The sequence below is a fragment of the Bacillus sp. CCB-MMP212 genome (assembly GCF_022748145.1).
In the GTDB taxonomy this organism is placed as follows: Bacteria; Bacillota; Bacilli; order Bacillales; family Bacillaceae_G; genus Bacillus_A; species Bacillus_A cereus.
In genome coordinates, this window is sequence record NZ_JALDQE010000006.1 from 400985 (window position 1) to 426890 (window position 25906).

Sequence of the window (25906 nt, forward strand, 5' to 3'; positions counted from 1 at the left end):
TTTCTGAAATATTGATGAATCAGAATGTATGTTCATCTAAAATAAAGGATTTTTTCAAAAATATTACAAATCAAGACAATGAATTGATTGTTATCTGAATTTTCTGTAATATATAAACGTTGTATCGTATTTAATATTAGGGAGGAATGGGGATGAAGAAAAAGCCTTTTAAAGTGCTGTCTACGTTTGCGGCGGCAGCTGTGCTTAGTTGCACATTTGGGTATGGGGGTCAATCTGTTTATGCGGCAACGCCGTCTAATGGAGGAACTTTAAGTCCGATTGATGAAAATTTAATTCAAGAGGAGCGTTTAGCAGATGCGCTCAAGAAACGCGGTGTAATTAATGAATCTACGTCGAAAGAAGACACATTAAAAGCTGTTGAAAAATACGTAGAGAAGAAAAAAGGAGAAAATGCGGGAAAAGAACCAGCGGCGGGGGATAGTGTTACGAGAGAAGCTGCTGACTTTTTGAAAAAAGTTAAAGATGCAAAAGCAGATGAGAAAGAAAAAGCAGATCAACCTGCTAGTGGTCCAGTAGCGGGACAAGAGCCGGTTAAAGGGGGATTAAACGGCCAAGTACCAACTACTTCAGCGAAGCAAAAACAATATAACGGTGATGTTCGTAAAGATAAAGTTCTCGTATTGCTAGTAGAGTTTGCGGACTTTAAGCATAACAATATTGATCAAGTACCAGGTTATATGTATTCAAATGATTTTAATCCAGAACATTATCAAAAAATGTTATTTGGTAATGAGCCATTTACACTCTTTGATGGTTCAAAAGTACCAACATTTAAACAATATTATGAAGAGCAATCTGGTGGTAGTTATACAGTAGATGGCACAGTAACAAAGTGGTTGACAGTTCCTGGTAATGCGGCAGATTATGGTGCAGATGCAGGAGATGGCGGTCATGATAATATGGGACCGAAAGGACCTCGTGATTTTGTAAAAGAGGCATTAAATGCGGCTGTAGAAAGTGGTATTGATTTATCTGAATTTGACGAATACGATCAATATGACAATAATGGTGATGGCAATAAAAATGAACCAGATGGTCTGATTGATCACTTAATGGTCATTCACGCTGGAGTTGGGCAAGATGGGGGCGGTGGTAGACTAGGTGATGATGCAATTTGGTCACATCGTTGGCACCTTGGAACACCATATCCAATTGAAGGAACAAAAGCAAAAGTTGATAACTGGGGCGGTAAGATGGCAGCATACGACTACACAATTGAGCCAGAAGACGGAGCGGTTGGTGTATTCGCACATGAATTTGGTCATGATTTAGGTCTTCCAGATGAGTATGATACGAAGTACACAGGAGCAGGTGAGCCAATTAACTCCTGGTCTGTTATGAGTGGCGGTAGCTGGGCTGGTAAGATTGCAGGAACAACGCCACCGAGTTTTTCTCCGCAAAACAAAGAGTTCTTTCAAAAGAACATAGGTGGAAACTGGGCCAATATTGTAGAGGTTGACTATAATAAATTAAATCGTGGTATTGGCTATGCGACGTATTTAGATCAAAGTGTAACGAAATCAAATCGTCCTGGACTGATTCGCGTTAACTTACCAGATAAAGAGGTGAAAGGTATTCAGCCTGCATTCGGTAAGAAGTACTACTATAGTACAAAAGGTGATAACCTTCATACAACATTAGAAACGCCAGTGTTTGATTTAACAAATGCAACAAATGCGAAGTTTGATTACAAATCAATGTATGAAATTGAAACGGATTATGACTTCCTTGAAGTACATGCAGTGAAAGAAGATGGTACGAAAACGTTAGTGGATCGAATTGGTGAAAAGAATGTGAAAAATGGTCTAGACACAACAGATGGTAAATGGGTAGATAAGTCATATGACTTAAGCAAATTTAAAGGTCAAAAAGTAAAATTAGTATTCGAATACATTACAGATGGTGGTTTAGCGCCGATCGGTTTTACTTTTGATAATGCTACATTAACTGTAGATGGAAATGTTGTGTTCTCTGATGATGCAGAAGGCGAAACGAAATTAAAATTAAATGGTTTCGTTGTAGCAGACGGCTTTGATAAGAAGAAGCATAACTACTATTTAGAGTGGAGAAACTATGCTGGTGCTGATCAAGCGTTAAAATATAGCAATGGTGTACCGTATAATACAGGTCTTCTAGTATGGTATGCAGACTCTAGCTTTACAGATAATTGGGTTGGTTTACATCCAGGTGAAGGTTTCTTAGGAGTTGTTGACTCTCACCCAGAGGCAATTGTTGGAACGCTAAACGGAAAACCAACTGTTAAAAATAGTACACGATTCCAAATCGCAGATGCTGCGTTCTCCCTTAACCAAACGCCAGCATGGAAAGTCGTATCTCCAACACGTGGAACATATGATTACAAAGGATTACCAGGTGTAACAAAGTTTGATGATTCTAAATTGTATATAAATGATTTAATCCCAGATGCAGGACTTAAATTACCGAAATTTGGATTGAAATTTGAAGTAGTTGGACAAGCAGATGATAATTCTGCAGGTGCAGTTCGTTTATATCGTTAATAATGTAAAAGCTGTTGAAGGGGAGTCCTTTCAACAGCTTTTTTTACAGAAATATAAATTTCAAGTTATTAATAAAATAATAGAAATTACTAAGCAAGCTGGCTTATTTCTTTAAGCCAGCTGCATAAAAAGGTCCATGAACTGCAATAGTTGATAAAAAGCGAGCAATCTCCTCAGGTGTTTCTTTTTGTCCATTATTTAACCATTGCTGGATGACACCTATATGTGCAGATGCCATATAAGAAGTTAAGTATTCGCTTGGAACAAGTAAATTCTCCTTATTAATGAGAGGACCATTCGTATCTTCAAATAATGTTTTCCACATAAAGTCTTTCAGTTTTGTTTGGAAAGATAAATCTCCTTTCGGACTTAGTACAGCTCTCATAAAATCACTATTTTCATTTAGAAATTCAAGAATAGAAGTGATAAGTATAAATGGCATTGTTGGAGAAGGATTTGTTCCAAGGTCAGCAATAACTTCCGGGAATTTCTGTTTAGCAATGTTAGAAAACTCGTACATAATGTCTTCTTGGCATTTTGTCATTAAATCAAATTTATCTTGATAGTGCGCATAAAAAGTACCGCGATTAATATTTGCTTTCGTTGTGATATCTTTCACTGTAATGGCGTCAAAACCCTTTTCTTCAATTAGCTCCACCAATGCATTTCGTATGGCAGTTTTCGTACGAACAACACGCAAATCTAAATTACTATCGCGCAAGGCATGTCCCTCCTTTATTTTTTCAACACATTTAGAAAATGTGTCTTATAACCGACACATTCGAGATTTTTGATTATTGAATAAGGCTTAACTCAAACATATAATTCAAAATATAAATAAACAACACGTTGTCCGCTTATTGTAACTGAAGTTAAAGGAGGAGAAAAGAGAATGTTGAAAAACAAACTGTTATTTTTATCACCAGTTATTGCACTACTTATTGTTTTTATTTTTTCATTAACATTATTCCCGACAGTTCAACCTCAGCCGAAAAACTTGCCAATTGCAATTGTAAATGAGGATCAAGGTATAGAAATTCCGAATCAATCGAAAATGAATATGGGGCAAACAATTGTTGATATGGTGAAAAAATCATCGAAATCAGATGAAGAACCTGCGGTAAAGTGGGTAGAAGTGAAAAATAAGGAAGCAGTTCAAAAAGGGTTAAATAATAAAGAGTATTATGCAGCGTTAGTCATTCCGAAAGAATTTAGCGCAAAGCAAGCGTCATTACGAACACCACAGCCATCTTCACCAGAGATAGAAATATATATTAATCAAGGAATGAATACGGTTGCATCAACTATGGCAGGGCAAATATTAAATGGTGTAGTTGATAATATGAACAATAATGTCCGTACGCAAATATTAGAAGGGTTGAAAGCAAAAGGAGCTACTGTAACAACAGATCAAGCTGCGAAATTAGTAACACCTATTGTAAAGAACGTGAAAAATGTGAATGAGGTTGGCAAAAATAGTGCGAACGGTAACTCACCAATATCATTGTTCCAGCCGTTATGGATTGCAAGTTTAGCTAGTGCAGCGATTATTTTTATTGCGATTAGTAAAATGCCAGTAAGCTCAAGAAAAGAAAACTTTCTGTTAAAAGTAAAACAAATCGTAACAGGAGCTATTGCGACACTTGTAATTGGATTTGGTCTTACATGGATTGCAGATGGGATGGTAGGATTAAATATTTCGAACTTCACGGATACAGCTCTATTCTTATCCATTACTTCTTTTAGTTTCTTCTTAATGATATCTGCGGTACTTTCATTAGTTGGGCTAAAAGGAATCGGTTTATTCGCTTTATTACTATTCTTCGGGGCGCCGTTATTATCGTTAGCACCTGAGATGTTGTCTCCGTTTTATCAAGACTGGGTTTACTCATGGTTACCAATGAAATTTATGATTGAAGGCCTAAGAGAAATCTTCTTCTTCGGAAAAGGGTTAAGCTGGAATACACCTGTTACTGTACTCGTTTGGATTGGTATAGTAAGTATGGTTACTATATTAGCAACTGCATTCAAACGTAGTGTAGTAAAAGGGCATAAAACAGAATTGAACGCTTAAAAAAAGCCGTTTCACTAATTAGTGAAACGGCTTTTTTGTGATGAAATCTAAAAGCTGAAGAATGAGTATCTGCTGTTGTCGCCTTAGAATTAAGTCGGAATCTCTAAAGATCGCGTACGTTCCAAACAATCTCACCACGTTCATCATCCCACGTACTGTGATGACGCTTAAATCCTATCTTTTCTAGTACCCGGAGGGAAGCGATATTCCAAGCGCCTACAGTCGACCAAAGTTTGTGGCGCCCAGTAGCAATCGCAGCGTCCAGTACAACGGATGCCGCCTCAGTTGCATAACCTTTACCATGGGCGCTGCGGAACAACTCGTATGCAATCTCCGGCTCTTCAAGTGTGGAACGACCGATAATTAAGCCGCAGTATCCGATGAAATCGCCTTCGTCTCTCCTCCGAATAGTGAGAAGGGAAATGCCATTTTCGTCTGCCTTTTTGCGCATCTCAATAAGCCGGCTACGAACGGAATCAACGGCTGGAATGTCCACACCACGTTCACCAATTAATTTGCTCAGCCAAACGGAATCGGATTCCTCCCACATACTAAGCTCAAGTCTTTCGGTTTTCAGCTGGAAGGCCATAGGTTTAAATAAAGATGGCATAGTGGTACCTCCTAGTTATATGACTGGATTCATAATAGCTTCGCATCTCAACACCACATCTGGTTGGAAACCTGATTCATTCGCGAATTTATAGCAACAGCGTACAAAAAATAGTGATATTTTATCCGCTATTTGCCGTGTAGTAAAATCCCCACTGATTATAGTTTCACTTTATGAATAAGCAATTCCTTTGCAAAATAGACCCTTTTCTTAAACTTTACTTTCAATCTAAAGCCGTCCCGTTATATATACAGGCTCCTACTATTTCTAAATGCATAAAATGTTAAAAGTATGGAGGGATACGATGTATAATCCGAATTATTATGATTGGTATAGACAAAATGATAAGTTGATTAGTGATATTGAAAAAGCTATAAATGGAGAGTATAGCGCTATAAGCTGCTATGCAAAATTAGCGAATATGGCTCCAAATCAAGTAGAACAAAAACAAATTCTTGAAATTCGTAATGATGAAATAAAGCATTTCCACAACTTTGTACAAATTTATACGAACTTAACTGGCAGGCAGCCGAAACCACAGATTACCGAAGACTGTCCGAATACCTACTTACAAGGATTAGAGTTCGCTATACAAGATGAACAAAAGACAGTAGATTTTTATTTGGAAATTTCAGATGAGACATCGGATGCACATTTGAAAGAGTTGTTACGGAGAATAGCTGCGGATGAACAAAATCATGCGGTATGGTTTTTATATTACTTCGTGAAGTCGAAGTGAGCATTAAGAATGAACGACTGATGTGGTGAAGATATTAAAAAATATTTTAAAACGCAGTGAAACAATTGAATGAAATATTTAAATGTAAGCAGAAGGAAACCGTTTCGCTAGTAGTGGAGCGGTTTTTTATGATGTACATATGTATCGACAAAATATAGTAATTAAATTCGATATATAATGTATGAAACGAAAATGAATAAGTTAGGAGCAGACATATGAAAAGAGGGATTTTTGTAGATATTCCAAATGAATACAGCAATGTACTTTGGAAAGTGTTAAAGTCTATTGATATTGCTGTATTTGATTGGCGAGTGAGGAATGAAGAGTCCTATTTAATAGCACGTGGTGAATTGGATGAGGCATTATTTCCAGAAGAACCAAGTGTAGTGGAAGGGTTAGCGTTGAAAAAATTAGTTAAAGACAACGTATATTATCTTATTTTTGCAGATTTAAAAGCATATCCTAAAGGAGAAATAGCGATAGATATTGAAACATACGAAGAGTTTAAGGAAAGCAAGTGTGAGGTAGTTGTATTAGCGGTGGATGCTCAATACATACAAATTTATGCGAAAGATCAAAAAGCGATTGAATTGATGTATGAAAACGCACGGAATCAAGGTTTTTATGTTGAATACGTTACAGACGAAAACGATGGTAGAACGCGTTTGTCAGTATGGTAGCAATTTGAAAGGGGAAAGGCAATATGGAGAGAAATATAAGTAAAGAATATGCAATTCGAATTGCTACTGAAAATGAAAGTGATAGTATTATCCTTTTATTAAAAGAGGTAGCACAATGGCTACAATATAAAGAAGTGGATCAGTGGCAGTATCTTTTAGGAGAGGAAGCTACGGCTGAAATACTAGAATGTATAAGAGAAAAATGTACATATGTTGTTCTGAAAGAAGCTGAAATAGTTGGTACGGTTACAGTTTCTCCTAAACAAAATGAATGGGATGAGCGTATTTTTGGTAAGGAGGAAGTTTCTAATTCTTTATACATTCATCGATTTGCGGTGAAACGGAAGTATAAGGGAAATGGAATAGGAGAATGGATTTTACGGTGGGTAGAAGAGAATGTACAACATGACAAAGAGTATTTGAAGTTAGATTGCGTGGTGCATAATCGTACGTTGAATGATTTTTATAAGAAAAATGAGTTTGAATATGTTGGGAGTACGGATGGGCTTAGTAAGTTTCAAAAGAAAAGGAGAATGTGAATGCATCCAATTAACGTAAGTTTAGTTGAAAAGTTAATACAGGAACAGTTTCCTGAATGGGTCCATTTAGAAGTGAAGTCTGTAAAGTTTAGTGGGCATGATAATAGAACGTTTCACCTAGGGGATGAGATGAGTGTAAGGTTGCCAAGTGATGCGGCATATGCACCGCAAGTAGAGAAAGAAAATAGTTGGCTTCCTATATTAAGTAAGGGACTTTCTTTACCAATTTCTACACCGATTGCGAAAGGGAATTCGTCTGAAGCGTATCCATGGCCTTGGTCTATTAATAAGTGGATAGAAGGGGATACAGTTACGAAAGAAAATGTTCGTGATTTAAGTGAATTTGCGGCGGACTTAGGATCGTTTTTAGTAGAATTACAATCTATTGATGCGAGTAACGGCCCTTTAGCTGGAGCACATAATTTTTACAGGGGCGGACTTATATCGGTATATGATGAAGAGGCGAGAGCTGCTATTGAAAATAATAAGGATGTTTTTGACGAGGCATTATTAAAGCATCTTTGGAATTTAGCACTTAGTTCAACATGGGATCGTGAACCAGTTTGGGTGCATGGAGATGTAGCGCCGGGTAATTTACTCGTTAAAGATGGAAAACTTTGTGCTGTAATTGATTTTGGTATTTTAGGCGTAGGAGATCCTGCTTGTGATGCAGCGATGGCTTGGACGTTTTTTGATGAAAATAGTAGAAATGTATTTAAAGAAGTATTACGCATGGATGAAGAAACGTGGAATAGAGCGAGAGGATGGGCACTTTGGAAGGCGTTAATTACATATGATGCGAATAGGGATAGTAATGAAAAAGTAGCAGAAGAATCTTATCGTATCATTCAAGTGCTTGTGGATGATTATGAGAGGTAATAGAAAAGCCTATTTTAAAATAGGCTTTTTCATATGATTAAATAGTAGAAATGGAAAGAAGGAATACAACATTATTATACAGAATATTTAGATAATAGGAGGTGTCGAATTTTGAGTGAAATTGAATTAAAGAGTAATGTAATTAAGACAGGGCGAGAGAAGGGGATTATTCTTCGGTTTATACTTGCTAGTCTTGTTGGAGTGTTTATGTTTTTCGTTCCTGTTACGATAAACGGTGCATCGTCTATTATGATTGATCATATCGTATCGTGGATCAGGGCTTCCGTTCCAGGCGTAGTACCTTATTATGCATTGTTTGTTATGGCAATTGGTGCGATTTATCCATTTTATACGAAGAAATGGAATGCATCTATCGTAGACATTTGTTTTTCTATTTTAAAAGTAGTTGGCGTTGTTTTTGGAGTATTATATTGTTTGAAAATAGGGCCAGCTTGGTTCTTTGCACCAGATGTTGGGCCGTTTTTGTATGAGAAGCTAGTCATATCAGTAAGTTTGCTCGTTCCAATTGGTTCGGCATTTTTAGCGTTATTAGTTGGATATGGATTGCTTGAATTTATCGGTACATTTTGCCGTCCGATTATGAGGCCATTATGGAATACGCCAGGGAGATCGGCGATTGATGCAGTTGCTTCCTTCGTTGGAAGTTATTCGCTTGCCCTTCTTATTACGAACCGCGTGTATAAAGAAGGAAAGTATACGACAAAAGAAGCGGCGATTATCGCTACAGGATTTTCTACAGTATCCGCTACATTTATGATCATCATCGCAAAAACATTAGATATTATGCATTTATGGAATGTTTATTTTTGGACTACACTTGTTGTAACATTCATCGTGACTGCTATCACCGTAAGAATCCCGCCCCTTAGTAGAAAACCAGATACATATGTAACAGAAGAAGGGTTCCCAGAGCCTGTTTATAAAGAAAAAATGCTAGAACGTGCTTGGGAAGATGCGTTAGAAGTATCAAAATCTGCACCGAGCATTATGAAAAATATTGCAGTGAATTTAAAAGACGGATTTATTATGACGATGGGAATTTTACCAACTATTATGTCAGTAGGATTAATTGGTATCGTCTTAGCGAAGTTCACGCCAATATTTGATTGGATCAGTTATATTTTCTATCCGTTTACATGGCTATTACAATTACCGGAAGCAGACTTAGCTGCTAAAGCTGCATCAGTTGGTATTGCAGAAATGTTTTTACCGTCATTATTAGTAGTAAGTGCACCACTTGTGACAAAGTTTGTCATTGCAGTTGTTTCCGTATCATCTATACTGTTTTTCTCCGCTTCCATTCCTTGTATATTATCAACAGATATTCCGTTAAAAGTATCTGAACTTATTATTCTGTATGTGCAGAGAACGATTTTAACGTTGCTTATCATTACGCCGATTGCTTATTTGTTGCTTTGAACTATAATGTAAGTTCTAAATATATGGCGTTTACTAAATTATGTAAATGAATATTTATCGTAAAATCGTAGGTAGTGCAAAATTATAAGTGCGATGCTTGAATAAAGGCATCGCATTTTTTATTTTTAGATGTACTATATGTTTATGATATGAATTTATTTTTATGTATATATTAATAAAATGATTTTAATGATATGTTATAGTAACAACAAAGGGGGCTTAAAAATGGAAATTATTCACGAAAGAGCAAAGTTACGGTTAATAGATAGTGATGATGTCGAAACTTTGTTTTCGATTGTAGAAGGAAATCGGGATATTTGGGCGTATTTAATCTCTAAAATGGATATTGTGCAAGATATGCAGCAATATGTTCAAAAAGCGATAAAGGGTTATGGAAGGGGTAATGAAATACCTTTCGTTGTAGTGGATCAACAGACGAATACGATTGTAGGAAGTACACGTCTATATAATATTTCAGTAGAAGATAAAACAGTCGAGTTAGGGCAAACATGGTATCATCCGAGTGTGCAACGTACGAGTATAAATACAGAGTGTAAGTATATGCTTCTTCAGTATGCTTTTGAAAAATTGCATATGCTGAGAGTGCAAATTAAGACGGATGCAAGAAATGAAAAAGCACAACGAGCAATTGAAAGGTTAGGCGCAGTAAAAGAGGGTGTGCTTAGAAATGAAAGAAAATTACCGAATGGTTATGTGAGAGATGCGGTGGTGTACAGTATTATCTCGAGTGAATGGCCAGGCGTAAAAGAACAATTGTTAGAAAAATTAGAGTTGTATAAAGAAAAGTTATAATTCGTGTTTTGAAAGGTATATTGTTCGTGAGGCATGAAAAATATACCTTTTTTCTTACAAAATGCTACTTTATTTTAATTCCTTTTGTTTCATCGTTCCCTTCTGAGAAAAAATTCGTTACAATGTAGTTGTATGGTAATAAACTTATGAATTTAAAAAATGTAATGAAAACCGCAAATGAAAATGAATTGATAATCCTCAATTTTAAATGAAAACCCTTTTATACATAAATAACAAGTAAAGTTCCTTCTTTTAAATAAACTCAAACAAAACGATTTGATATAAATGTTTTTTATAGAAGTATGGATGATGTACGGAGGCAATTACAAATGAAAGAAAATAAGAAGAGTAAGAAAAGACGAATCTTTCAAGTATTTTTACTAATGATTTGTTCTGCTATTTTATATGTAAGTTATGCAGCTTACGATATTTGGAGTTATCGTTTTAAAGCAAATGATGACGTGAAAACGGATGCTGGTATCGTACTAGGAGCAGCTTCATGGAACGGAAAACCATCTCCTGTATTTAAAGAAAGAATTAATCATGCGATTTCTTTATATAAGAACGGAAATATTAAAAAGATTATTTTTACAGGTGGTACAAAGTTCGAGGCAGAACTTGAGGAAGCACGTACTGCAAGAGTATATGCAATGAAACAAGGTGTAAAAGAGGAAGATATTTTAATTGAAACTAAATCCCTTTTCACTGAAGAAAATTTAAAAAATGCGAAGCAAGTTGGAATAGAGAACGGTATACAAACATACACGATTGTAAGTGATCCACTTCATATGAAACGCGCAATGAGAATCGCAAAACATATTAATATTGAAGCGTATGCTTCACCAACGCCGACATCAGCATATAAAACGTTAGATACAGAAATACCATTCTTCTTTAAAGAATTATTCTCGTATATTGGATATGTAACCTCTTTGCCGTTAAAAGCATTGAAGGGGGACTAATATAAGAAAAGGATCTATCCTTAAATAGGAACTTTTCTTATTAGTCAAAAACATTGTATTTTTATCGGAATAGTGAAACAATAGAGAGGTAGCTTCATATAATCATAATGACAAAATGAACGGTTTATGAATCGAGCATAAAGTGAAACTTTAATCAGTGGGTGGGTTTCTCACTGATTATTAGTTGAACCAATCGGGCGTTTACGGGCAGTTGATCTCCCACCTAACTTCCTTTGCTTCACCTGAATTTTTAGGTGGGAGTTTTACTGCCCGCAAATAGCGGGATAAAGGAGATTATAGTATGGCACTCTCATTTGTTGAAACAGAAGAACAGTCTTTAATTATTGAGAAAATAAATAAATTGATTCCGAAGTTCATGGAAAGGGAGCATCAGCTAAGTGAATTAGGATCATTTCCGTATGAAAATATAAATGATTTGAAAGATATCGGATATACGAAATTAACGTTACCGAAGGAATTTGGTGGTAGTGCCATTTCTTTATATGACTTTGTTTTATTTCAAGAGAAAATCGCGGAAGGCTGTGGAGCTACTGCATTATCGATTGGCTGGCATCTTGGCATTGTGAAGGAGCTAGCGGAAAATCGCTCTTGGAATGATGAGATGTTCAAATGGTTTTGCGAAGAAGTTCGTAATGGTGCGCTCTTTAACAGGGCAGCAACAGAACCGAAAACAGGGAGTCCGACGCGTGGCGGTAAACCAGAAACAATAGCGGTTCAACAAGGCGAGAAGTGGGTTATAAATGGAAGAAAAACTTTTACAACGATGGCGCCAGTACTTGATTATTTTATTATTTCAGCAAGTATGGAAGGCCAAGAAGAAGTTGGTGAGTTTGTTATTCCAAGAAATACACTCGGTGTATCTATTGAAGAAACGTGGGATAGCGTTGCAATGAGAGGGACTGCTAGCCACGACCTTGTCTTACAAAATGTAGAGATAGAAAGCCGCTTTTTTACGGATGTGAAGGGCGGAAAAGTAAAACAAAAGGGTATTGGCTGGTTGCTACATATACCAGCATGTTATTTAGGAATTGCACAATCAGCAAGAAATTATGCAGTTCAATTTGCGGGATCATACAAACCAAATAGTTTAAATCATTCTATTAGTTTATTGCCGAATGTTAGAAGATTAGTTGGAGAATTAGAACTTGAGCTTATGCAAGCTCGCGTCTTTTTATATCAAATTGCGAAAAAATACGATAAGGCAGAAGATAAACTGTCACTGCAAGCAGAATTAGCGGCAGTGAAATACGCCGTAACAAATGCGGCGATATCCATAGTGGATAAATCAATGCGCATCGTAGGAGCAAAAAGTTTATCAGAAAAAAATCCGCTTCATCGTTACTATTTAAACGTCAGAGCAGGATTGCACAATCCGCCGATGGATGATGCAACACTATCTATATTAGCGGATGCGGCGTTTCGGTCGTAGTTTTTTTAACTTGCATTTTATTGTTTATGGACAATATAGTTGTTTTGAAAGCACGTGTTTGATTACTAATCAAACACGTGCTTTTTATGTGTACGACGTACCAAATTGAGATATAGATTTTTAATATAAATGGTTATCATGATTTTTGATTGTTATTGGCTGAAAGAATATTTATTGCAATGTTAGTTGAGAAACTTTTAATCCCAAATTAAAGGTCTTTCCAAGTTAACCATTCGCAAATATTGTAAAAATTGACCTGCATGGACCGCATCATGATAGGCAATTCGTAATAGCATATCACCTAAATATCGTTGATAGCCAACATCACTTCGATCAATAAGTCTTGAATCTAGCTCGGCTATGCTTATTGATTGAACATATTCTATGAAATCGGCAAAATATGATTGTGCTAATTCAATCTCTTTTTTAACACAAGTAATTGGTTCGTCATCATACGGGATGTGAATGTCGTTTATTGAACCGTTGTTTTTTATAATCATATGATAGTAAAAAGTTGAGCTCCATACGTGACGAATCATTTCACCAAAGGACATAGCCTCAGGATCAGGCTTCCAATTAAGAAAATTATCGGGAAGAGAATTCCATAATTTTTCTGAGCGCCTTCTCGTTTCTTGCAAATTTAATATACTAAGATCAATTGCATTCATAATACATTCTCCTTTACTATTAAAGTTAAAATAATTGTATCAATTTAATAGTTAGGGTATCATCGAAATATGAATGTATATCCGAATATCTCATATATAGCTAAACTAATTGCTGAACCTACAAGAGCAATCATCTTAGATTGTCTAATGAATAATCAGGCACTACCTGCTAGTGAATTGGCTTATATGGCAAAAGTGTCACATCCAACAATTAGTTCGCATCTTTCTAAATTAGTAGAAGGGAATTTACTTACAGTTGAACAACATGGTAGACATCGTTACTATCGACTTGCTAATCAAGAAGTTGCAGAAGTGCTTGAAAAGTTAGGGACAATTGCACCAACAGTTCAAGTTCGCTCTTTAAAACAATCAAGCCAACTAAAACAAATTCGTTATGCTCGAACTTGTTATGATCATCTTGCAGGTAAACTCGGTGTAGAGATAACCGAAAAATTATTAGATAAGGAATTTATCATTTTAGAGAAAGGAGAATACATTGTAACGGAACAAGGTAAGCAGTGGTTTCTGAATTTTGGAATAAATGTTGATGAGGCAGATATAAAGAGAAGAATATTTGCAAAACCTTGTCTTGATTGGAGTGAACGACGCTACCATATTTCTGGTTGGTTAGGATCTGCAATAGCAAAACTGCTTTTTGAACAGGGATGGATTATGAAAGCGGATAAGAACCGAGCTGTCCATCTTACAAAGAAAGGTGTAAAGTTATTGGAAGATCAATTAGGCATTGATATGAAAACTGAGGAAAGAAAAGATTGAAATTAGAAAAGTCCGTCAAAATGACGGGTTTTTTCATTATGGTAGGAGTGTACATGAATAATAGGATGTTACCAATAATCGTTGCCAATAAAAAAATCTTTCTTTTCATTCTTCTTTTTTAAGTTTTAAAGGAGAAAGCTAGGCTTCTTATTTTTACTAATGTTATAATAAGAAAAAAGCACGAAAAGAGGTCATCTCATGCTAGAGGTTATTGCAACATGTTTAGAAGATGTAAAACGAATTGAAAGTGCTGGCGGGAAGCGGATTGAATTAATTTCATCTTATACAGAAGGTGGTTTAACACCGAGTTATGCTTTTATAAAAAAAGCGGTAGAAGTGGTAAGTATACCAATTCATGTTATGATTCGTCCGCATGCGAAGTCTTTTACATATACGGAAGAAGAAATTGAAATGATGAAAGAAGATATTATAGTTGCGCAGAAGTTAGGAGCAGCTGGTGTAGTATTAGGCGTATTAAACGAACGAAATGAAGTGGATGAAGAGAAATTAGCGGACTTACTATCTGTTGTAGATGGAATAAATGTAACGTACCACCGTGCGATAGATGATATAGAAAATCCAGTAGAAGCAATGAACACTTTAAAGAAGTTTCATAAAGTGACTCACGTTCTAACTTCAGGTGGACAAGGAAATATAGTAGAGAATATTCCGGTGCTTACAGAAATGCAAAAGGTAAGCGATGGTCAAATTCAGCTTGTAGCTGGAGCTGGCGTGACGAAAGAAAATATAAAGCGATTGCTAGATGAAACTGGAATTTCGCAAGCTCATGTCGGTACAGCGGTAAGAGAAGGAAAATCATGTTTTTCTGAAATAGACCCTAATTTAGTACAAGAATTAGTTAAAATCATAAAATAAGTGCTTAAGAAAGAGGAGAAATGATGAAGGAAAATACGAAGAAAGAATTATTCTCTTGGGCTAAAACGATAGGTTTTACCCTTGTATTAATTGCTATTATTCGCGGTGTTTTATTTACACCTTCTTTAGTGCAAGGTGAATCAATGATGCCCACTTTAAAAAATAACGAACGAGTTCTAGTGAATAAGATTGGTTATAGTATAAGTGGATTAGATCGCTTTGATATTATCGTCTTCCACGGAAAAGAAGGATACGATTTAGTAAAACGAGTAATTGGTTTGCCAGGAGATACAGTTGAGTATAAAAATGATGTTTTATATGTAAACGGAAAAGCGATGGAAGAACCATATTTAAAAAAGTTTAAAGAAAAAGCAGTAGGCCGTGTATTAACTCCAGACTTTACGTTAGAACAAATCACTGGGAAAACGAAAGTGCCAGAAGGCCAAGTATTTGTTTTAGGGGATAATCGTGAAGTTTCTAAGGATGGTCGCATGTTTGGCTTTATTTCAGAAGATGAAATTGTCGGAAAAGGACAAGCTGTTTTCTGGCCGTTGGAACAAGTAAGAGCGTTATAAAGAAAAAGTATGGGAGAAATATTCTTCCGGTGGATTTAAATTACATTTTTTTGTAAAACCGAATGTTCAATTAAGAAAGACAGAGGTCATTTTGATTATTACTTTTCAAAATGGCCTCTGTTTATTTGAAGATAGTATTGCAAGGAGGGAATTTAAATGATAAAGAAAGAATCAGAAATTATCTTAAACAGGAAAGGAGCCAGGAAAGTAAACGAAATTCCTAAAGAGGTCTTACAATTACTACAGCAAGGGAAAGTAGAAAGTGTTAATCTAACAGAATGGCTAGCTATAAATCATATTGAACTACTTAAAAATGTCTTACCTTCAATAGGACTCAAGAATAGTTTGGAATGTATAGTAGCTGAATTAGAAAAACAGAACGTTGAAACAGGAATGAAAGTCATACGAATAACAGGGACTTTATTGGATGAAATTATACTCAAAGAGAATGATGGAAACAAGGAAGACGTACTGTTAAAATTATCTAATCATATTTCAGATAGTGTACGATGTTGGGCAGCGTTTATGAATAAAAAATCAAATGACACATTAAAAGATACATTAACATACATTCGACCTTTTGCGGCGGATCATCATTTTGGTGTTCGAGAAATTGCTTGGATGTCTATTAGAGAAGAACTTTCACAAAATATAGAAGAAAGTGTGGAATTGTTAGTAGAATGGGCAAAAAGTGAAGATGAGAATATTCGCAGGTTCTCTGTAGAATCTATTCGTCCTCGAGGTGTATGGAGTAAACATATTGAAATATTAAAACAAGAACCTGAAAAAGCACTTCCTATTCTTAATTTACTTAAATCAGATCCATCAAAATATGTACAAGATTCGGTTGGAAACTGGTTAAATGATGCAAGTAAAACTAAACCGGATAGGGTAATGAACCTGTGTAAAGAATGGGAAAAGGATGCTGACATAAAATCAACTAGTAGAATTATTAAAAAAGCTAAAAGAACGATTTTGAAAAATAAGTAATATACAACTAATAGACTCGGTAGTTGTACGAAGGAACATTCAATCATGTTAAAAAAGAATAATTTGAATAACTATGAGAAGAGCATGTATTGATCAATACATGCTCTTTATATTTACTTTTTTATTGCAGCTTTTATTCTAATAGTTTTGTAGCAATGTGAACTTTAGAAATTGAACCGTCGTGATTTCTAGGGTTAATTTTATATTCACTGTCAGGAAGCGAATCACTCCAATATAAATTACATTCACTAATAGTTCATTCTTCACGTGTTAAAGTTTTTTCAATCATCCAAGAGCCTTTCATTTTATATAAATCACATATTATTTTTGTTTTTTAATAGCGGACAAAATATATCGGATTATGTACGTGAAAAAAATATTGATAGAATTGAAAGAATATTTTATAATTTTAAATTATATGTTTGTTTCGAAAAACGGAATTTAAGTTCCGTAATTCGGAACGAAAGGGAGATAGAATGAGTATAAATAAAACGGCAGTTAAGACAATGGATATTTTAGATTTGTTTTATGAGCATGAAGAGCTAAGTTTAACTGAGATGGTTCAGCTTACAAATATGCCGAAAACATCTGTTTATCGTTTAATTGGCTCGTTAGAAGAGATGGAGTTTTTACAAAAAAGCGAAAAGGGGAAATATCGTTTAGGGGTCGTATTTTTACGGTTCGGTCAACTTGTTTCACAACGATTATCAGTAAGGAATATAGCAATTCCTTATATGAAAGAACTTAGAGATAGTTTAGGACAGGCAGTTAATTTAATAATTCAAGATGGTAATGACGCAATTTATGTTGAAAAGATGGAAGGTGTTCAGCCAGTACGCGTGTATACGGCGGTTGGAAGAAGAGCACCGCTTTATGCTGGTGCATGTCCGAGAATTTTACTATCGTATTTTTCTGAGGAAGAGAAACGGAGATACATAGAGGAAGTGGATTTAAAACAGTTTGCAGATGGAACAATTGTGGATAAGGAACAATTGCTAGAAGTGTTGCAAATGGCAAAAAAGGAAGGCTACACAATTAGTTATTCTGAGTTAGAAAATCATACAGCCGCAATAGCAGCGCCCATTTACGCAAGTGATGGAACGGTTGTAGCAGGTATGAGTATTTCGGGATTAGCAATTGAGTACAGCGAAAGTAACATTTCATATTTTATCGCTAAGGTGAAAGAAACAGCACATCGCATTTCGAAAGAACTCGGCTTTTTGGCATAGAAAGAGGGAGTAGGATGAAATTTTCTGCGTTAGGGGATCAAGCAATTATTGTTACATTTGGTGAAGAAATTAAGATGGATATATATGAGAAAGTACAGCGGTTATTTCAAGCACTGCAGCAACATCCATTTGCAGGAATGATTGAGTGCGTTCCGTCGTTTACTTCATTAGCTGTTTACTACAATGTATACGAAGTATGGAAGAGAAATGAGAGAAGTGAAAGGCCATATGATTACGTTCACCAGTATATAAAGGAGCTGTGTGATTCTTATAAAGAAGAAGTAAAACAGGATGTGAAACATATTTCTATACCAGTGTGCTACGGGGGAGAATATGGACCTGATTTAGAAGAGGTTGCGCATTATAAAGGTTTACAAGTAGAAGATGTGATTCGAATACATAGTGAAACTACATATTTTGTATATATGCTAGGTTTTACACCAGGGTTCCCGTATTTAGGAGGACTATCAAAAGAATTAGAAACACCTAGAAAAGAAATACCGCGGTTACAAATCTCACCTGGTTCGGTAGGAATCGGCGGAAATCAAACAGGTATTTATCCACTTGAAACACCGGGTGGATGGAATATTATTGGTCGAACACCAATCTCCTTATTTAATCCGGAAGAAGAAACACCAACCTTTATTCAAAGCGGTATGTATTTACGATTTATCCCAATAACGAAGGAAGAGTACGTATCACTTGAGGGGGCTAAAGAATGGATGTAGAGGTTTTGCATGCAGGAATGTTTACAACAGTCCAAGATTTAGGGCGATCTCATTATCAACAATACGGTGTACCAGTTGGCGGGACTATGGATCAAAGTGCACTTCGGATGATCAATATGTTAGTTGGTAATGAGGAGAATGAAGCGGGACTCGAAATGACGATTATGGGACCTAAATTGTTAATAAAGAAAACGACTTTACTTGCGATTGGCGGAGCAGATATGGAACCGTTATTGAATGGAGAACGTATCCCGTTATGGCGTCCCATTTTAGCGGAAGAAGGTAGTATGCTTTGTTTTGGAAAAGTGAAAAGTGGTTGCAGAGCGTATGTAACTTTTGCGGGTGGTATACATATTGAGCGTACAATGGGAAGCAAAAGTACGTACATACGTGCTGCGATTGGTGGTATAGAAGGAAGAATGCTGAAAAAGGGTGACTACTTCCAAATTGGTGCACAACCAGAAATGGCGAATCGTTTCATTCAAGACTTACAAAAAGATGAGTGTATAAAAACGAAGTGGGCAATTAGCAACAGCGTACTACCAAAGTATAAGAAACATCCTAAGCTTCGTGTCATAGCTGACTTTGAATATAATCAATTTACAGAAGAAAGTAGAAAGGCATTTTTTACGAAAGAGTATAAGGTATCTAATTATGCTGACCGTATGGGCTATAGGGTTGAGGGAGAAGTTTTAAATAGGATTGAAGAAAAAGAGATTTTATCGAGTCCTGTTACATTTGGAACCATTCAAGTTCCTAATGGTGGACAGCCGATTATATTAATGGCAGATAGGCAAACGACAGGTGGCTATCCGAGAATGGGAAATATCATTTCAGTAGATTTACCTCTTCTTGCCCAGCTAAAGCCGGGGGACTATGTTTCTTTTGAGAAAATTACGCTTGAAGAAGCGGAACAATTGTACATAGAACAAGAAGTAAATATGAATCTATTAAAGAAATTCATCGCTTTACGAAGCTGAAATTAGGAGGAATACATTATGACTACAATCGATTTAAACTGTGATTTAGGAGAAAGTTTTGGCTCTTATAAAATGGGGAATGATGATGAAATTCTTCCGTTCGTTTCCTCTATAAACGTTGCTTGCGGTTTTCATGCGGGTGATCCGTCTATTATGCGTCAAACTGTTGAAAAAGCTTTGGAGCATAACGTAGCAGTAGGGGCGCATCCTGGATTTCCTGATTTAATTGGATTTGGTAGAAGAAACATGAATGTTTCAGCAAGTGAAGTATACGATTATGTTTTATATCAAACAGGCGCATTAGACGCATTTGTGAAAGCGGCAGGCGGGAAAATGCAGCATGTAAAGCCGCACGGTGCCTTATATAATATGGCGGCGTCTAATCCGGAAATTGCAGATGCAATTGCAAAGGCAATTTATCATATAAATCCAAGTCTATTACTTTATGGATTAGCAAATAGCGAGGCGTTTATACAGGCTGCAGAAAAATACAAAGTAACTCTTGTACAAGAGGCTTTTGCGGATCGTACATATAAGCAAGATGGTACATTAACGAGCCGTACAGAAGAAAATGCGCTTATAAAAGATGAAGACGAAGCGATAAAGCAAGTACTTCAAATGGTGAAAGCAGGCCATGTAAATGCGGTCAATGGAGAGAAAGTAGCAGTTCAGGCGCAAACAATTTGTTTACACGGTGATGGGGAAAAAGCAGTGCAATTTGCAGAAAGAATATACAGAACATTCAAACTTAATGATATTTCTATTTGTGCACCGAAATAAAAAATAGGGGGAAGTGCTGGGATGATTAAATTAATCGGAATACTACTTGTTGCAGTGGGCTTTTTATTTAGATTAAATACACTTTTAGTAGTTATGGTTGCAGGTATTGTTACTGGTATGGTTTCAGGATTAAGTTTTTATGATGTGATCAGCATGTTCGGTAAATTTTTCATAGAAAATAGATATATGTCTATGCCAATTATATTAACTTTACCGGTAATCGGAATTTTAGAGCGTTACGGTTTAAAAGAAAGAGCAGAAGCACTTATAACGAAATCAAAAGGAGCAACAACTGGAAGAGTATTAATGTCATATTTTACGATAAGAGAATCATCAGCAGCACTAGGGCTTAATATTGGTGGGCATGCGCAAACAGTAAGGCCGCTCGTTGCACCGATGGCAGAAGGGGCCGCGCAAGGTAAATACGGTAAACTTCCTGAAAAATTAAGAGAAAAGATTAAAGCAAACGCAGCAGCTGCTGAAAATACAGCTTGGTTTTTCGGAGAAGATATTTTCATCGCAACTGGAGCTATTTTATTAATGAAAGGATTCTTCGATTCAGTAGGTATGCATGTCGGAGTATGGGATATGGCACTTTGGGGCATTCCGACAGCAATATCTGCACTTATTGTAAGCTGGATTAGATTTAGAAGGTTTGATAAATATATAGAGAAAACAATGAAGGCAGAAGGAAAAGAAGAGAAGGAGGCAATTTAATATGAACATCATCACAATGGATACAATCTATTATGTATTAGGGATAATCGTTGCTTTTATCGCTGTTCGTATCGCATTCGATCGTGAACATCCAAACAGATTCGGTTCTAGTTTATTTTGGGCATTGTTTGCAGTTACATTTTTATTCGGAAATGTAATTCCTTCGTTTTACGTTGGCTGTATAGTGCTCGCTATGGTCGTTTTAGCTTCACTAAATAAAGTAACAAAATCAGAGGAAAAAGAAGTTCCAGTACAAGAACGTGTGAAACATGCTGAGAAATTAAAAAATAAAATTTTTATGCCTGCACTATTAATTCCTATTTTTACAATTATCGGTACGTTGACGTTAGGGAAAATTAAATGGGGAAATGTCTCTCTTGTTGATCCAGATAAAGTAACATTAGTTGCATTAGCGCTTGGTGCATTACTCGCATTCGTTGCGGCGATGCGTATTACAAAATCAAAAATAACAACGCCTGTACAAGAAGGAAGCAGACTATTACAAGCTGTCGGCTGGGCTGTTATTTTGCCACAAATGTTAGCAGCACTTGGCGGTATATTCGCGAAGTCTGGCGTTGGACAAGTTGTTTCAGACTTAGTTGGACAAGTGCTACCGACAGAGTATCCGTTCGTTGCTGTTATGGCGTACTGTTTAGGCATGATGCTATTTACAGTCGTAATGGGAAATGCATTCGCAGCGTTTGCTGTTATTACTGGCGGAATTGGCTTACCTTTAATAGTTCAAATGCACGGCGGAAACCCAGCAATTATGGCAGCACTCGGTATGTTTGCTGGATATTGCGGAACGCTGCTTACACCAATGGCAGCAAACTTTAATATCGTACCTGCGATGCTTTTAGAGCTAAAGGATAAAAATGCGGTTATTAAAGCGCAAGTACCAATTGCTCTTTCAATTTTTATCATAAATATGTTTATTATGTACGGCCTTGTATATCGTTTCTAATTAGGAGGATAAAACTATGAAAACAGTATTATTAACAGGGTTTGATCCGTTTGGCGGAGAAAATATCAATCCAGCTTGGGAAGTAGCAAAAGGTTTGCATGAAAAAACAATTGGAGAATACAAGATAATAAGCAAACAAGTACCAACTGTATTTCATAAATCAATAAGCGTATTAAAAGAGTATATAGAAGAACTAGCGCCGGAAATTATTATATGCATTGGACAAGCTGGGGGCAGACCAGATATTACGATAGAACGTGTCGCAATTAATATTGATGATGCAAGAATTGCTGATAATGAAGGGAATCAGCCGGTAGATGTACCAGTTGTAGAAGAAGGAGTGATTGCATATTGGTCTACACTTCCGATGAAAGCAATCGTAAAAAAACTTCGCGAAGAGGGCATACCGTCATCTATTTCACAGACGGCAGGCACATTCGTTTGTAATCACTTATTCTATGGACTTATGCATGAACTAGAGAAACATGATAAGAAAATAAAAGGTGGATTCATTCACATTCCGTTCTTACCAGAACAAGCGAGTAATTATCCAGGGCAACCGAGTATGTCACTTTCTACTATTCGTAAGGGGATAGAATTGGCAATCGAAGTAACGACGACAGTTGAAGTAGATATTGTAGAGGTTGGGGGCGCAACGCATTAAGTAAAATGAATTGTACAACACCTCCTGTAAACAACTGGTATAATAAGAATAGGAAAATACATAGAGGTGATTTTTGTGCAACAATTTGAAGAAGTACGTTCAATTTTAGAAAAAGCGAAGAAAATTACAGTATTAACAGGCGCTGGTGCAAGTACGGAAAGTGGTATTCCAGATTTTCGTTCAGCAAATGGGTTGTATGCTGATGCGAATGTGGAGATGTATTTATCAAGAGGGTATTATAATCGAAGTCCGAAAGAGTTTTGGAAGCATTATAAAGAAATCTTTCAAATTAATACGTTCCATCAATATAAACCAAATCGTGGACATCGCTTTTTAGCTTCGCTAGAAGAACAAGGGAAAGATATTACGATTTTAACGCAAAATATTGACGGTTTACATCAATTAGGTGGCAGTAAGCATGTCATCGATTTACATGGAACACTTCAAACAGCACATTGTCCAAAATGTAAATCAGGCTATGATTTACAGTATATGATTGATCATGAAGTACCGCGTTGTGAGAAGTGTAATTTCATTTTAAATCCAGACGTTGTTTTATACGGAGATACATTGCCGCAATATCAAAATGCTATCAAACGTTTATATGAAACAGATGTGCTTATCGTTATGGGAACATCACTAAAAGTACAGCCTGTCGCTTCATTCCCGCAAATTGCAAAGAGGGAAGTGGGAGCAACAACTATTTTAGTAAATGAAGAGTTAGCAGGACAGGAATATAACTTTGATTTTGTTTTTCAAAATAAGATTGGTGAGTTTGTTGAAGGGTTATCGTCGGTTAAATAAGTTATTATTTTTATGAAAAACTGAGGTGTATAGAGAACACCTCAGTTTTTTGTTTGAATAAAATTCATGTTATGACTTATGAAGGGGAATGGTAATAAATAGGTTATAAAATTAAAAAACTGAAAATTAAATCTTTTATTTCTTTAGTAATTAATATAAAATTCTATATATATCATATAAATAAATTTGATACATAATGATTTTGCGTAGAAATGTTAATAGAATGAAGCGAGGGAGCGAAATGAGACAGAAAAAGGAGCAGAAAAAACAATCGAAAAAGAAAAAGACTCATATTCCATTTCGGTTAAATGTACTATTTTTTATTGTCTTTCTTTTATTTTCAGCTATTATAATTCAATTAGGTAAAGTACAAATCATTGATGGAGAAACGTATAGAAATGAAGTAAACAAAAAGGAAGATGTAACGGTAAGTACTCCCGTTCCTAGAGGGAAAATGTTTGATCGACAAGGTCACGTTATTGTAAATAATAAACCATTACGAACCGTTACATATACGAAAATGAGAGGAGTGGACTCAAAAGAAGTTTTACAAGTAGCAAGAGATTTAGCCAAGCTAATTGAAATGTCGCAAGAGGACATGGATAAGTTAACAGAGACAGATAAGAAAGATTTTTGGATGCAGTTAAATGAAAAGCGGGCAGCAGCGAAAGTAACGAAAGAAGATGAGAGTAAATTTAGAAAGCAAGAAATAGAAGGAAAAGAATTAGATAAAAAAGTAGAAGAACTGCGCCGGGAAAGAATTACGCAAGAAGAATTAAATGAGCTTTCAAAGGAAGATATAGAAGTATTAGTAATTAAAAGCAAAATGAATGCAGGATATAAAATGACACCGCAAATCGTTAAAAAAGATGTAAGTCAAAATGAATATGCTGTTGTTAGTGAAAGGTTGGCAAGTTTACCAGGGGTAGATACGACAGTAGATTGGGAACGTGAATACCCAAATGATAAAATACTGCGTTCTATACTAGGTAGCGTTTCTAATGAAAATGAAGGGTTGCCAAGAGAGCAATTAGATTATTATTTAGTTCGTGATTATAATCGAAACGACCGTATTGGTAAAAGTTACATCGAAAAACAATACGAAGATGCACTACATGGAACGAAAGAACAGTCTAAAAATATTATGGATAAAGCAGGGAAGATTGTTCGAACAGAAAAAGTGACCGAAGGAAAAAGTGGAAATAATTTAATGTTAACAGTCGATATGGATTTGCAGAAAAGAGTAGAGGGAAGTCTTGAAAAGAATTTACGAGCCTTTCATGCTGCAGAGCCGATGATGGATCGTGCGTTCGTAGTAATGATGAATCCGAAAAACGGTCAAATTTTATCAATGGCAGGAAAGAAAATTGTAAATAAAGATGGCGGTATGCAAATAGAAGATTATGCATTAGGAACGATGACAAGTTCTTATGAGTTAGGATCAACTGTAAAAGGGGCTACTTTATTAGCTGGATATCAAACAGAAGCGATTAAGCCGTATACACATTTCTTTGATGCACCAATGTATTTTAAAGGAAGTTCTAAGCCGAAGAAATCGTGGAAAGAATTTGGGGATATTGATGATTTAAGAGCTTTACAAGTGTCATCAAACGTTTATATGTTTAATACAGCTTTAAAAATGGCAGGCATTAATTATGTCCCAAATAATCCATTAGACATTAAACAAGAAACATTTAATAAAATGCGCTACTATTTTAGACAATTTGGCCTAGGTGTGTCGACTGGTATTGACCTGCCAAATGAATCAATCGGTCAAATAGGTAGAACTGATAACATACCCGGATTTTTACTTGATTACGCGATTGGACAGTATGATACATATACGCCGCTTCAGCTTGCACAATATATTTCCACAATTGCAAATGGCGGTTACCGAATGAAACCACAAATTGTACAAGAAGTTAGAGAGCAACCGAATAGACCAGAGGATGTAGGAAAAGTCGTTCGGTCGATTGAACCAGTTGTATTAAATAGATTGGATATGGACACTTCGTACATTAATCATGTAAAAGAAGGATTTAGAAGAGTTTTTCAAGAAGCTGACGGAACAGGTACCGGAACGTTTAAAGGTCTACCATATAAACCAGCGGGAAAAACAGGAACAGCTGAGACAGTATATGGTGGAGAAAGTGATATTGGAAGAGATGAGAACAACAACCGAAAAAAATGTTATAATTTAACTCTTGCCGGTTATGCACCATATGATGCTGATCCGGAAGTAGCTTTTTCAGTTGTTGTACCATGGGTGAATGATGATAAATCAGGAATTAATTCTGCGATTGGTAAAGAGATTTTGGATGCGTATTTTGAATTAAAAACAAATAGATCAAATACAAATTCAATTCCAGTAGAACAACCGAACAAGGCACAGTAAAAATAGTATCACTGCATGGAAACATATTGTGCA

26 protein-coding genes are annotated in these 25906 nt (G+C 35.9%); 23 read left to right on the forward strand and 3 right to left on the reverse strand.

Features of this window, described 5'->3' with window-relative positions:
* The first annotated feature begins 152 nt into the window (after nt 1-152).
* On the forward strand, nt 153-2540 hold the full coding sequence (locus MRP26_RS19440) for an immune inhibitor A domain-containing protein (RefSeq protein WP_242806625.1): 2388 nt from the start codon (nt 153-155) through the stop codon (nt 2538-2540).
* Between the two features lie 103 nt (nt 2541-2643).
* Here MRP26_RS19440 and MRP26_RS19445 read toward each other — a convergent pair whose 3' ends face one another.
* On the reverse strand, nt 2644-3261 hold the full coding sequence (locus tag MRP26_RS19445; RefSeq protein WP_043315287.1) for a TetR/AcrR family transcriptional regulator: 618 nt from the start codon (nt 3259-3261) through the stop codon (nt 2644-2646).
* A 171-nt stretch (nt 3262-3432) separates the two neighbouring features.
* Between MRP26_RS19445 and MRP26_RS19450 the strand changes: the two genes are divergently transcribed.
* Nucleotides 3433-4614 (forward strand): YhgE/Pip domain-containing protein, encoded by a 1182-nt coding sequence (locus tag MRP26_RS19450; RefSeq protein ID WP_197242650.1) that lies wholly within the window; start codon nt 3433-3435, stop codon nt 4612-4614.
* Nucleotides 4615-4717: 103 nt separating this feature from the next.
* Here MRP26_RS19450 and MRP26_RS19455 read toward each other — a convergent pair whose 3' ends face one another.
* Entirely contained in the window at nt 4718-5224 is a 507-nt protein-coding gene (locus MRP26_RS19455; protein ID WP_016081068.1) for a GNAT family N-acetyltransferase, read from the reverse strand.
* Between the two features lie 304 nt (nt 5225-5528).
* Between MRP26_RS19455 and MRP26_RS19460 the strand changes: the two genes are divergently transcribed.
* From MRP26_RS19460 to MRP26_RS19495, 8 genes are all read left to right on the forward strand, one after another.
* On the forward strand, nt 5529-5963 hold the full coding sequence (locus tag MRP26_RS19460; protein WP_016081069.1) for a ferritin-like domain-containing protein: 435 nt from the start codon (nt 5529-5531) through the stop codon (nt 5961-5963).
* 215 nt (nt 5964-6178) lie between these two features.
* Nucleotides 6179-6643 (forward strand): DUF2691 family protein, encoded by a 465-nt coding sequence (locus MRP26_RS19465; protein ID WP_069355866.1) that lies wholly within the window; start codon nt 6179-6181, stop codon nt 6641-6643.
* A gap of 23 nt (nt 6644-6666) precedes the next feature.
* Nucleotides 6667-7182 (forward strand): GNAT family N-acetyltransferase, encoded by a 516-nt coding sequence (locus MRP26_RS19470; protein WP_016081071.1) that lies wholly within the window; start codon nt 6667-6669, stop codon nt 7180-7182.
* Nucleotides 7183-8061, forward strand: a complete 879-nt coding sequence (locus MRP26_RS19475) for an aminoglycoside phosphotransferase family protein (RefSeq protein ID WP_242806626.1) — start codon at nt 7183-7185, stop codon at nt 8059-8061.
* Nucleotides 8062-8172: 111 nt separating this feature from the next.
* On the forward strand, nt 8173-9501 hold the full coding sequence (locus MRP26_RS19480) for a YjiH family protein (RefSeq protein WP_242806629.1): 1329 nt from the start codon (nt 8173-8175) through the stop codon (nt 9499-9501).
* Between the two features lie 225 nt (nt 9502-9726).
* Nucleotides 9727-10314, forward strand: a complete 588-nt coding sequence (locus tag MRP26_RS19485; protein ID WP_242806631.1) for a GNAT family N-acetyltransferase — start codon at nt 9727-9729, stop codon at nt 10312-10314.
* Nucleotides 10315-10643: 329 nt separating this feature from the next.
* The gene (locus MRP26_RS19490; protein ID WP_000662215.1) at nt 10644-11276 is read left to right on the forward strand and encodes a YdcF family protein; all 633 of its coding nucleotides are present in this window, start codon (nt 10644-10646) and stop codon (nt 11274-11276) included.
* A gap of 301 nt (nt 11277-11577) precedes the next feature.
* On the forward strand, nt 11578-12726 hold the full coding sequence (locus MRP26_RS19495; protein WP_098679886.1) for an acyl-CoA dehydrogenase family protein: 1149 nt from the start codon (nt 11578-11580) through the stop codon (nt 12724-12726).
* A 197-nt stretch (nt 12727-12923) separates the two neighbouring features.
* Here MRP26_RS19495 and MRP26_RS19500 read toward each other — a convergent pair whose 3' ends face one another.
* Entirely contained in the window at nt 12924-13394 is a 471-nt protein-coding gene (locus tag MRP26_RS19500) for a DinB family protein (RefSeq protein ID WP_069355863.1), read from the reverse strand.
* A 69-nt stretch (nt 13395-13463) separates the two neighbouring features.
* On the opposite strand from MRP26_RS19500, the gene MRP26_RS19505 reads away from it, so the two are divergent.
* The 13 genes from MRP26_RS19505 (at nt 13464) to MRP26_RS19570 (ending at nt 25873) form a co-directional block, all read left to right on the forward strand.
* A complete protein-coding gene (locus MRP26_RS19505; protein WP_069355862.1) occupies nt 13464-14171 on the forward strand; it encodes an ArsR/SmtB family transcription factor in 708 nt (235 codons plus the stop codon).
* 198 nt (nt 14172-14369) lie between these two features.
* On the forward strand, nt 14370-15047 hold the full coding sequence (locus MRP26_RS19510) for a copper homeostasis protein CutC (RefSeq protein ID WP_069355861.1): 678 nt from the start codon (nt 14370-14372) through the stop codon (nt 15045-15047).
* 23 nt (nt 15048-15070) lie between these two features.
* Nucleotides 15071-15622: a signal peptidase I gene (gene lepB / locus MRP26_RS19515; RefSeq protein ID WP_000662498.1), complete on the forward strand. Its 552-nt coding sequence runs from the start codon at nt 15071-15073 to the stop codon at nt 15620-15622.
* A gap of 156 nt (nt 15623-15778) precedes the next feature.
* Complete coding sequence (locus tag MRP26_RS19520) at nt 15779-16612, forward strand: DNA alkylation repair protein (protein ID WP_242806633.1); 834 nt, start codon at nt 15779-15781, stop codon at nt 16610-16612.
* A 476-nt stretch (nt 16613-17088) separates the two neighbouring features.
* The gene (locus MRP26_RS19530; RefSeq protein ID WP_242806634.1) at nt 17089-17841 is read left to right on the forward strand and encodes an IclR family transcriptional regulator; all 753 of its coding nucleotides are present in this window, start codon (nt 17089-17091) and stop codon (nt 17839-17841) included.
* Nucleotides 17842-17855: 14 nt separating this feature from the next.
* Complete coding sequence (pxpB, locus tag MRP26_RS19535; protein ID WP_069355859.1) at nt 17856-18569, forward strand: 5-oxoprolinase subunit PxpB; 714 nt, start codon at nt 17856-17858, stop codon at nt 18567-18569.
* On the forward strand, nt 18560-19549 hold the full coding sequence (locus MRP26_RS19540) for a 5-oxoprolinase subunit C family protein (protein ID WP_000382243.1): 990 nt from the start codon (nt 18560-18562) through the stop codon (nt 19547-19549). The genes pxpB and MRP26_RS19540 overlap by 10 nt, the downstream gene beginning before the upstream one ends.
* Before the next feature lie 18 nt (nt 19550-19567).
* Nucleotides 19568-20329, forward strand: coding sequence for a 5-oxoprolinase subunit PxpA (gene pxpA, locus MRP26_RS19545; RefSeq protein ID WP_242806635.1), 762 nt, complete (start codon nt 19568-19570; stop codon nt 20327-20329).
* Nucleotides 20330-20350: 21 nt separating this feature from the next.
* A complete protein-coding gene (locus tag MRP26_RS19550) occupies nt 20351-21046 on the forward strand; it encodes a DUF969 domain-containing protein (protein ID WP_000593392.1) in 696 nt (231 codons plus the stop codon).
* 1 nt (nt 21047) lies between these two features.
* Nucleotides 21048-22010, forward strand: a complete 963-nt coding sequence (locus tag MRP26_RS19555; RefSeq protein WP_001021658.1) for a DUF979 domain-containing protein — start codon at nt 21048-21050, stop codon at nt 22008-22010.
* Between the two features lie 16 nt (nt 22011-22026).
* A complete protein-coding gene (gene pcp / locus MRP26_RS19560) occupies nt 22027-22674 on the forward strand; it encodes a pyroglutamyl-peptidase I (protein WP_161114332.1) in 648 nt (215 codons plus the stop codon).
* Between the two features lie 75 nt (nt 22675-22749).
* Nucleotides 22750-23478 carry an NAD-dependent protein deacylase gene (locus MRP26_RS19565; protein WP_242806636.1) on the forward strand — a complete coding sequence of 243 codons (729 nt, stop codon included), beginning with the start codon at nt 22750-22752 and terminating at the stop codon, nt 23476-23478.
* A gap of 241 nt (nt 23479-23719) precedes the next feature.
* Nucleotides 23720-25873 carry a peptidoglycan D,D-transpeptidase FtsI family protein gene (locus MRP26_RS19570; protein ID WP_016081082.1) on the forward strand — a complete coding sequence of 718 codons (2154 nt, stop codon included), beginning with the start codon at nt 23720-23722 and terminating at the stop codon, nt 25871-25873.
* Nucleotides 25874-25906 lie beyond the last annotated feature (33 nt).

Bases quoted from the DNA above. Each gene is read 5' to 3' on its own strand.
- MRP26_RS19500 (WP_069355863.1), bottom strand. From the start codon at position 13,394: ATGAATGCAATTGATCTTAGTATATTAAATTTGCAAGAAACGAGAAGG.
- MRP26_RS19530 (WP_242806634.1), top strand. From the start codon at position 17,089: ATGAGTATAAATAAAACGGCAGTTAAGACAATGGATATTTTAGATTTG.
- MRP26_RS19455 (WP_016081068.1), bottom strand. From the start codon at position 5,224: ATGCCATCTTTATTTAAACCTATGGCCTTCCAGCTGAAAACCGAAAGA.
- MRP26_RS19555 (WP_001021658.1), top strand. From the start codon at position 21,048: ATGAACATCATCACAATGGATACAATCTATTATGTATTAGGGATAATC.
- MRP26_RS19470 (WP_016081071.1), top strand. From the start codon at position 6,667: ATGGAGAGAAATATAAGTAAAGAATATGCAATTCGAATTGCTACTGAA.
- MRP26_RS19450 (WP_197242650.1), top strand. From the start codon at position 3,433: ATGTTGAAAAACAAACTGTTATTTTTATCACCAGTTATTGCACTACTT.
- MRP26_RS19465 (WP_069355866.1), top strand. From the start codon at position 6,179: ATGAAAAGAGGGATTTTTGTAGATATTCCAAATGAATACAGCAATGTA.
- MRP26_RS19550 (WP_000593392.1), top strand. From the start codon at position 20,351: ATGATTAAATTAATCGGAATACTACTTGTTGCAGTGGGCTTTTTATTT.
- MRP26_RS19495 (WP_098679886.1), top strand. From the start codon at position 11,578: ATGGCACTCTCATTTGTTGAAACAGAAGAACAGTCTTTAATTATTGAG.
- MRP26_RS19440 (WP_242806625.1), top strand. From the start codon at position 153: ATGAAGAAAAAGCCTTTTAAAGTGCTGTCTACGTTTGCGGCGGCAGCT.
- MRP26_RS19540 (WP_000382243.1), top strand. From the start codon at position 18,560: ATGGATGTAGAGGTTTTGCATGCAGGAATGTTTACAACAGTCCAAGAT.
- MRP26_RS19490 (WP_000662215.1), top strand. From the start codon at position 10,644: ATGAAAGAAAATAAGAAGAGTAAGAAAAGACGAATCTTTCAAGTATTT.
- pxpA (WP_242806635.1), top strand. From the start codon at position 19,568: ATGACTACAATCGATTTAAACTGTGATTTAGGAGAAAGTTTTGGCTCT.
- MRP26_RS19460 (WP_016081069.1), top strand. From the start codon at position 5,529: ATGTATAATCCGAATTATTATGATTGGTATAGACAAAATGATAAGTTG.
- MRP26_RS19520 (WP_242806633.1), top strand. From the start codon at position 15,779: ATGATAAAGAAAGAATCAGAAATTATCTTAAACAGGAAAGGAGCCAGG.
- pxpB (WP_069355859.1), top strand. From the start codon at position 17,856: ATGAAATTTTCTGCGTTAGGGGATCAAGCAATTATTGTTACATTTGGT.
- MRP26_RS19505 (WP_069355862.1), top strand. From the start codon at position 13,464: ATGAATGTATATCCGAATATCTCATATATAGCTAAACTAATTGCTGAA.
- MRP26_RS19510 (WP_069355861.1), top strand. From the start codon at position 14,370: ATGCTAGAGGTTATTGCAACATGTTTAGAAGATGTAAAACGAATTGAA.
- MRP26_RS19485 (WP_242806631.1), top strand. From the start codon at position 9,727: ATGGAAATTATTCACGAAAGAGCAAAGTTACGGTTAATAGATAGTGAT.
- MRP26_RS19475 (WP_242806626.1), top strand. From the start codon at position 7,183: ATGCATCCAATTAACGTAAGTTTAGTTGAAAAGTTAATACAGGAACAG.
- lepB (WP_000662498.1), top strand. From the start codon at position 15,071: ATGAAGGAAAATACGAAGAAAGAATTATTCTCTTGGGCTAAAACGATA.
- pcp (WP_161114332.1), top strand. From the start codon at position 22,027: ATGAAAACAGTATTATTAACAGGGTTTGATCCGTTTGGCGGAGAAAAT.
- MRP26_RS19570 (WP_016081082.1), top strand. From the start codon at position 23,720: ATGAGACAGAAAAAGGAGCAGAAAAAACAATCGAAAAAGAAAAAGACT.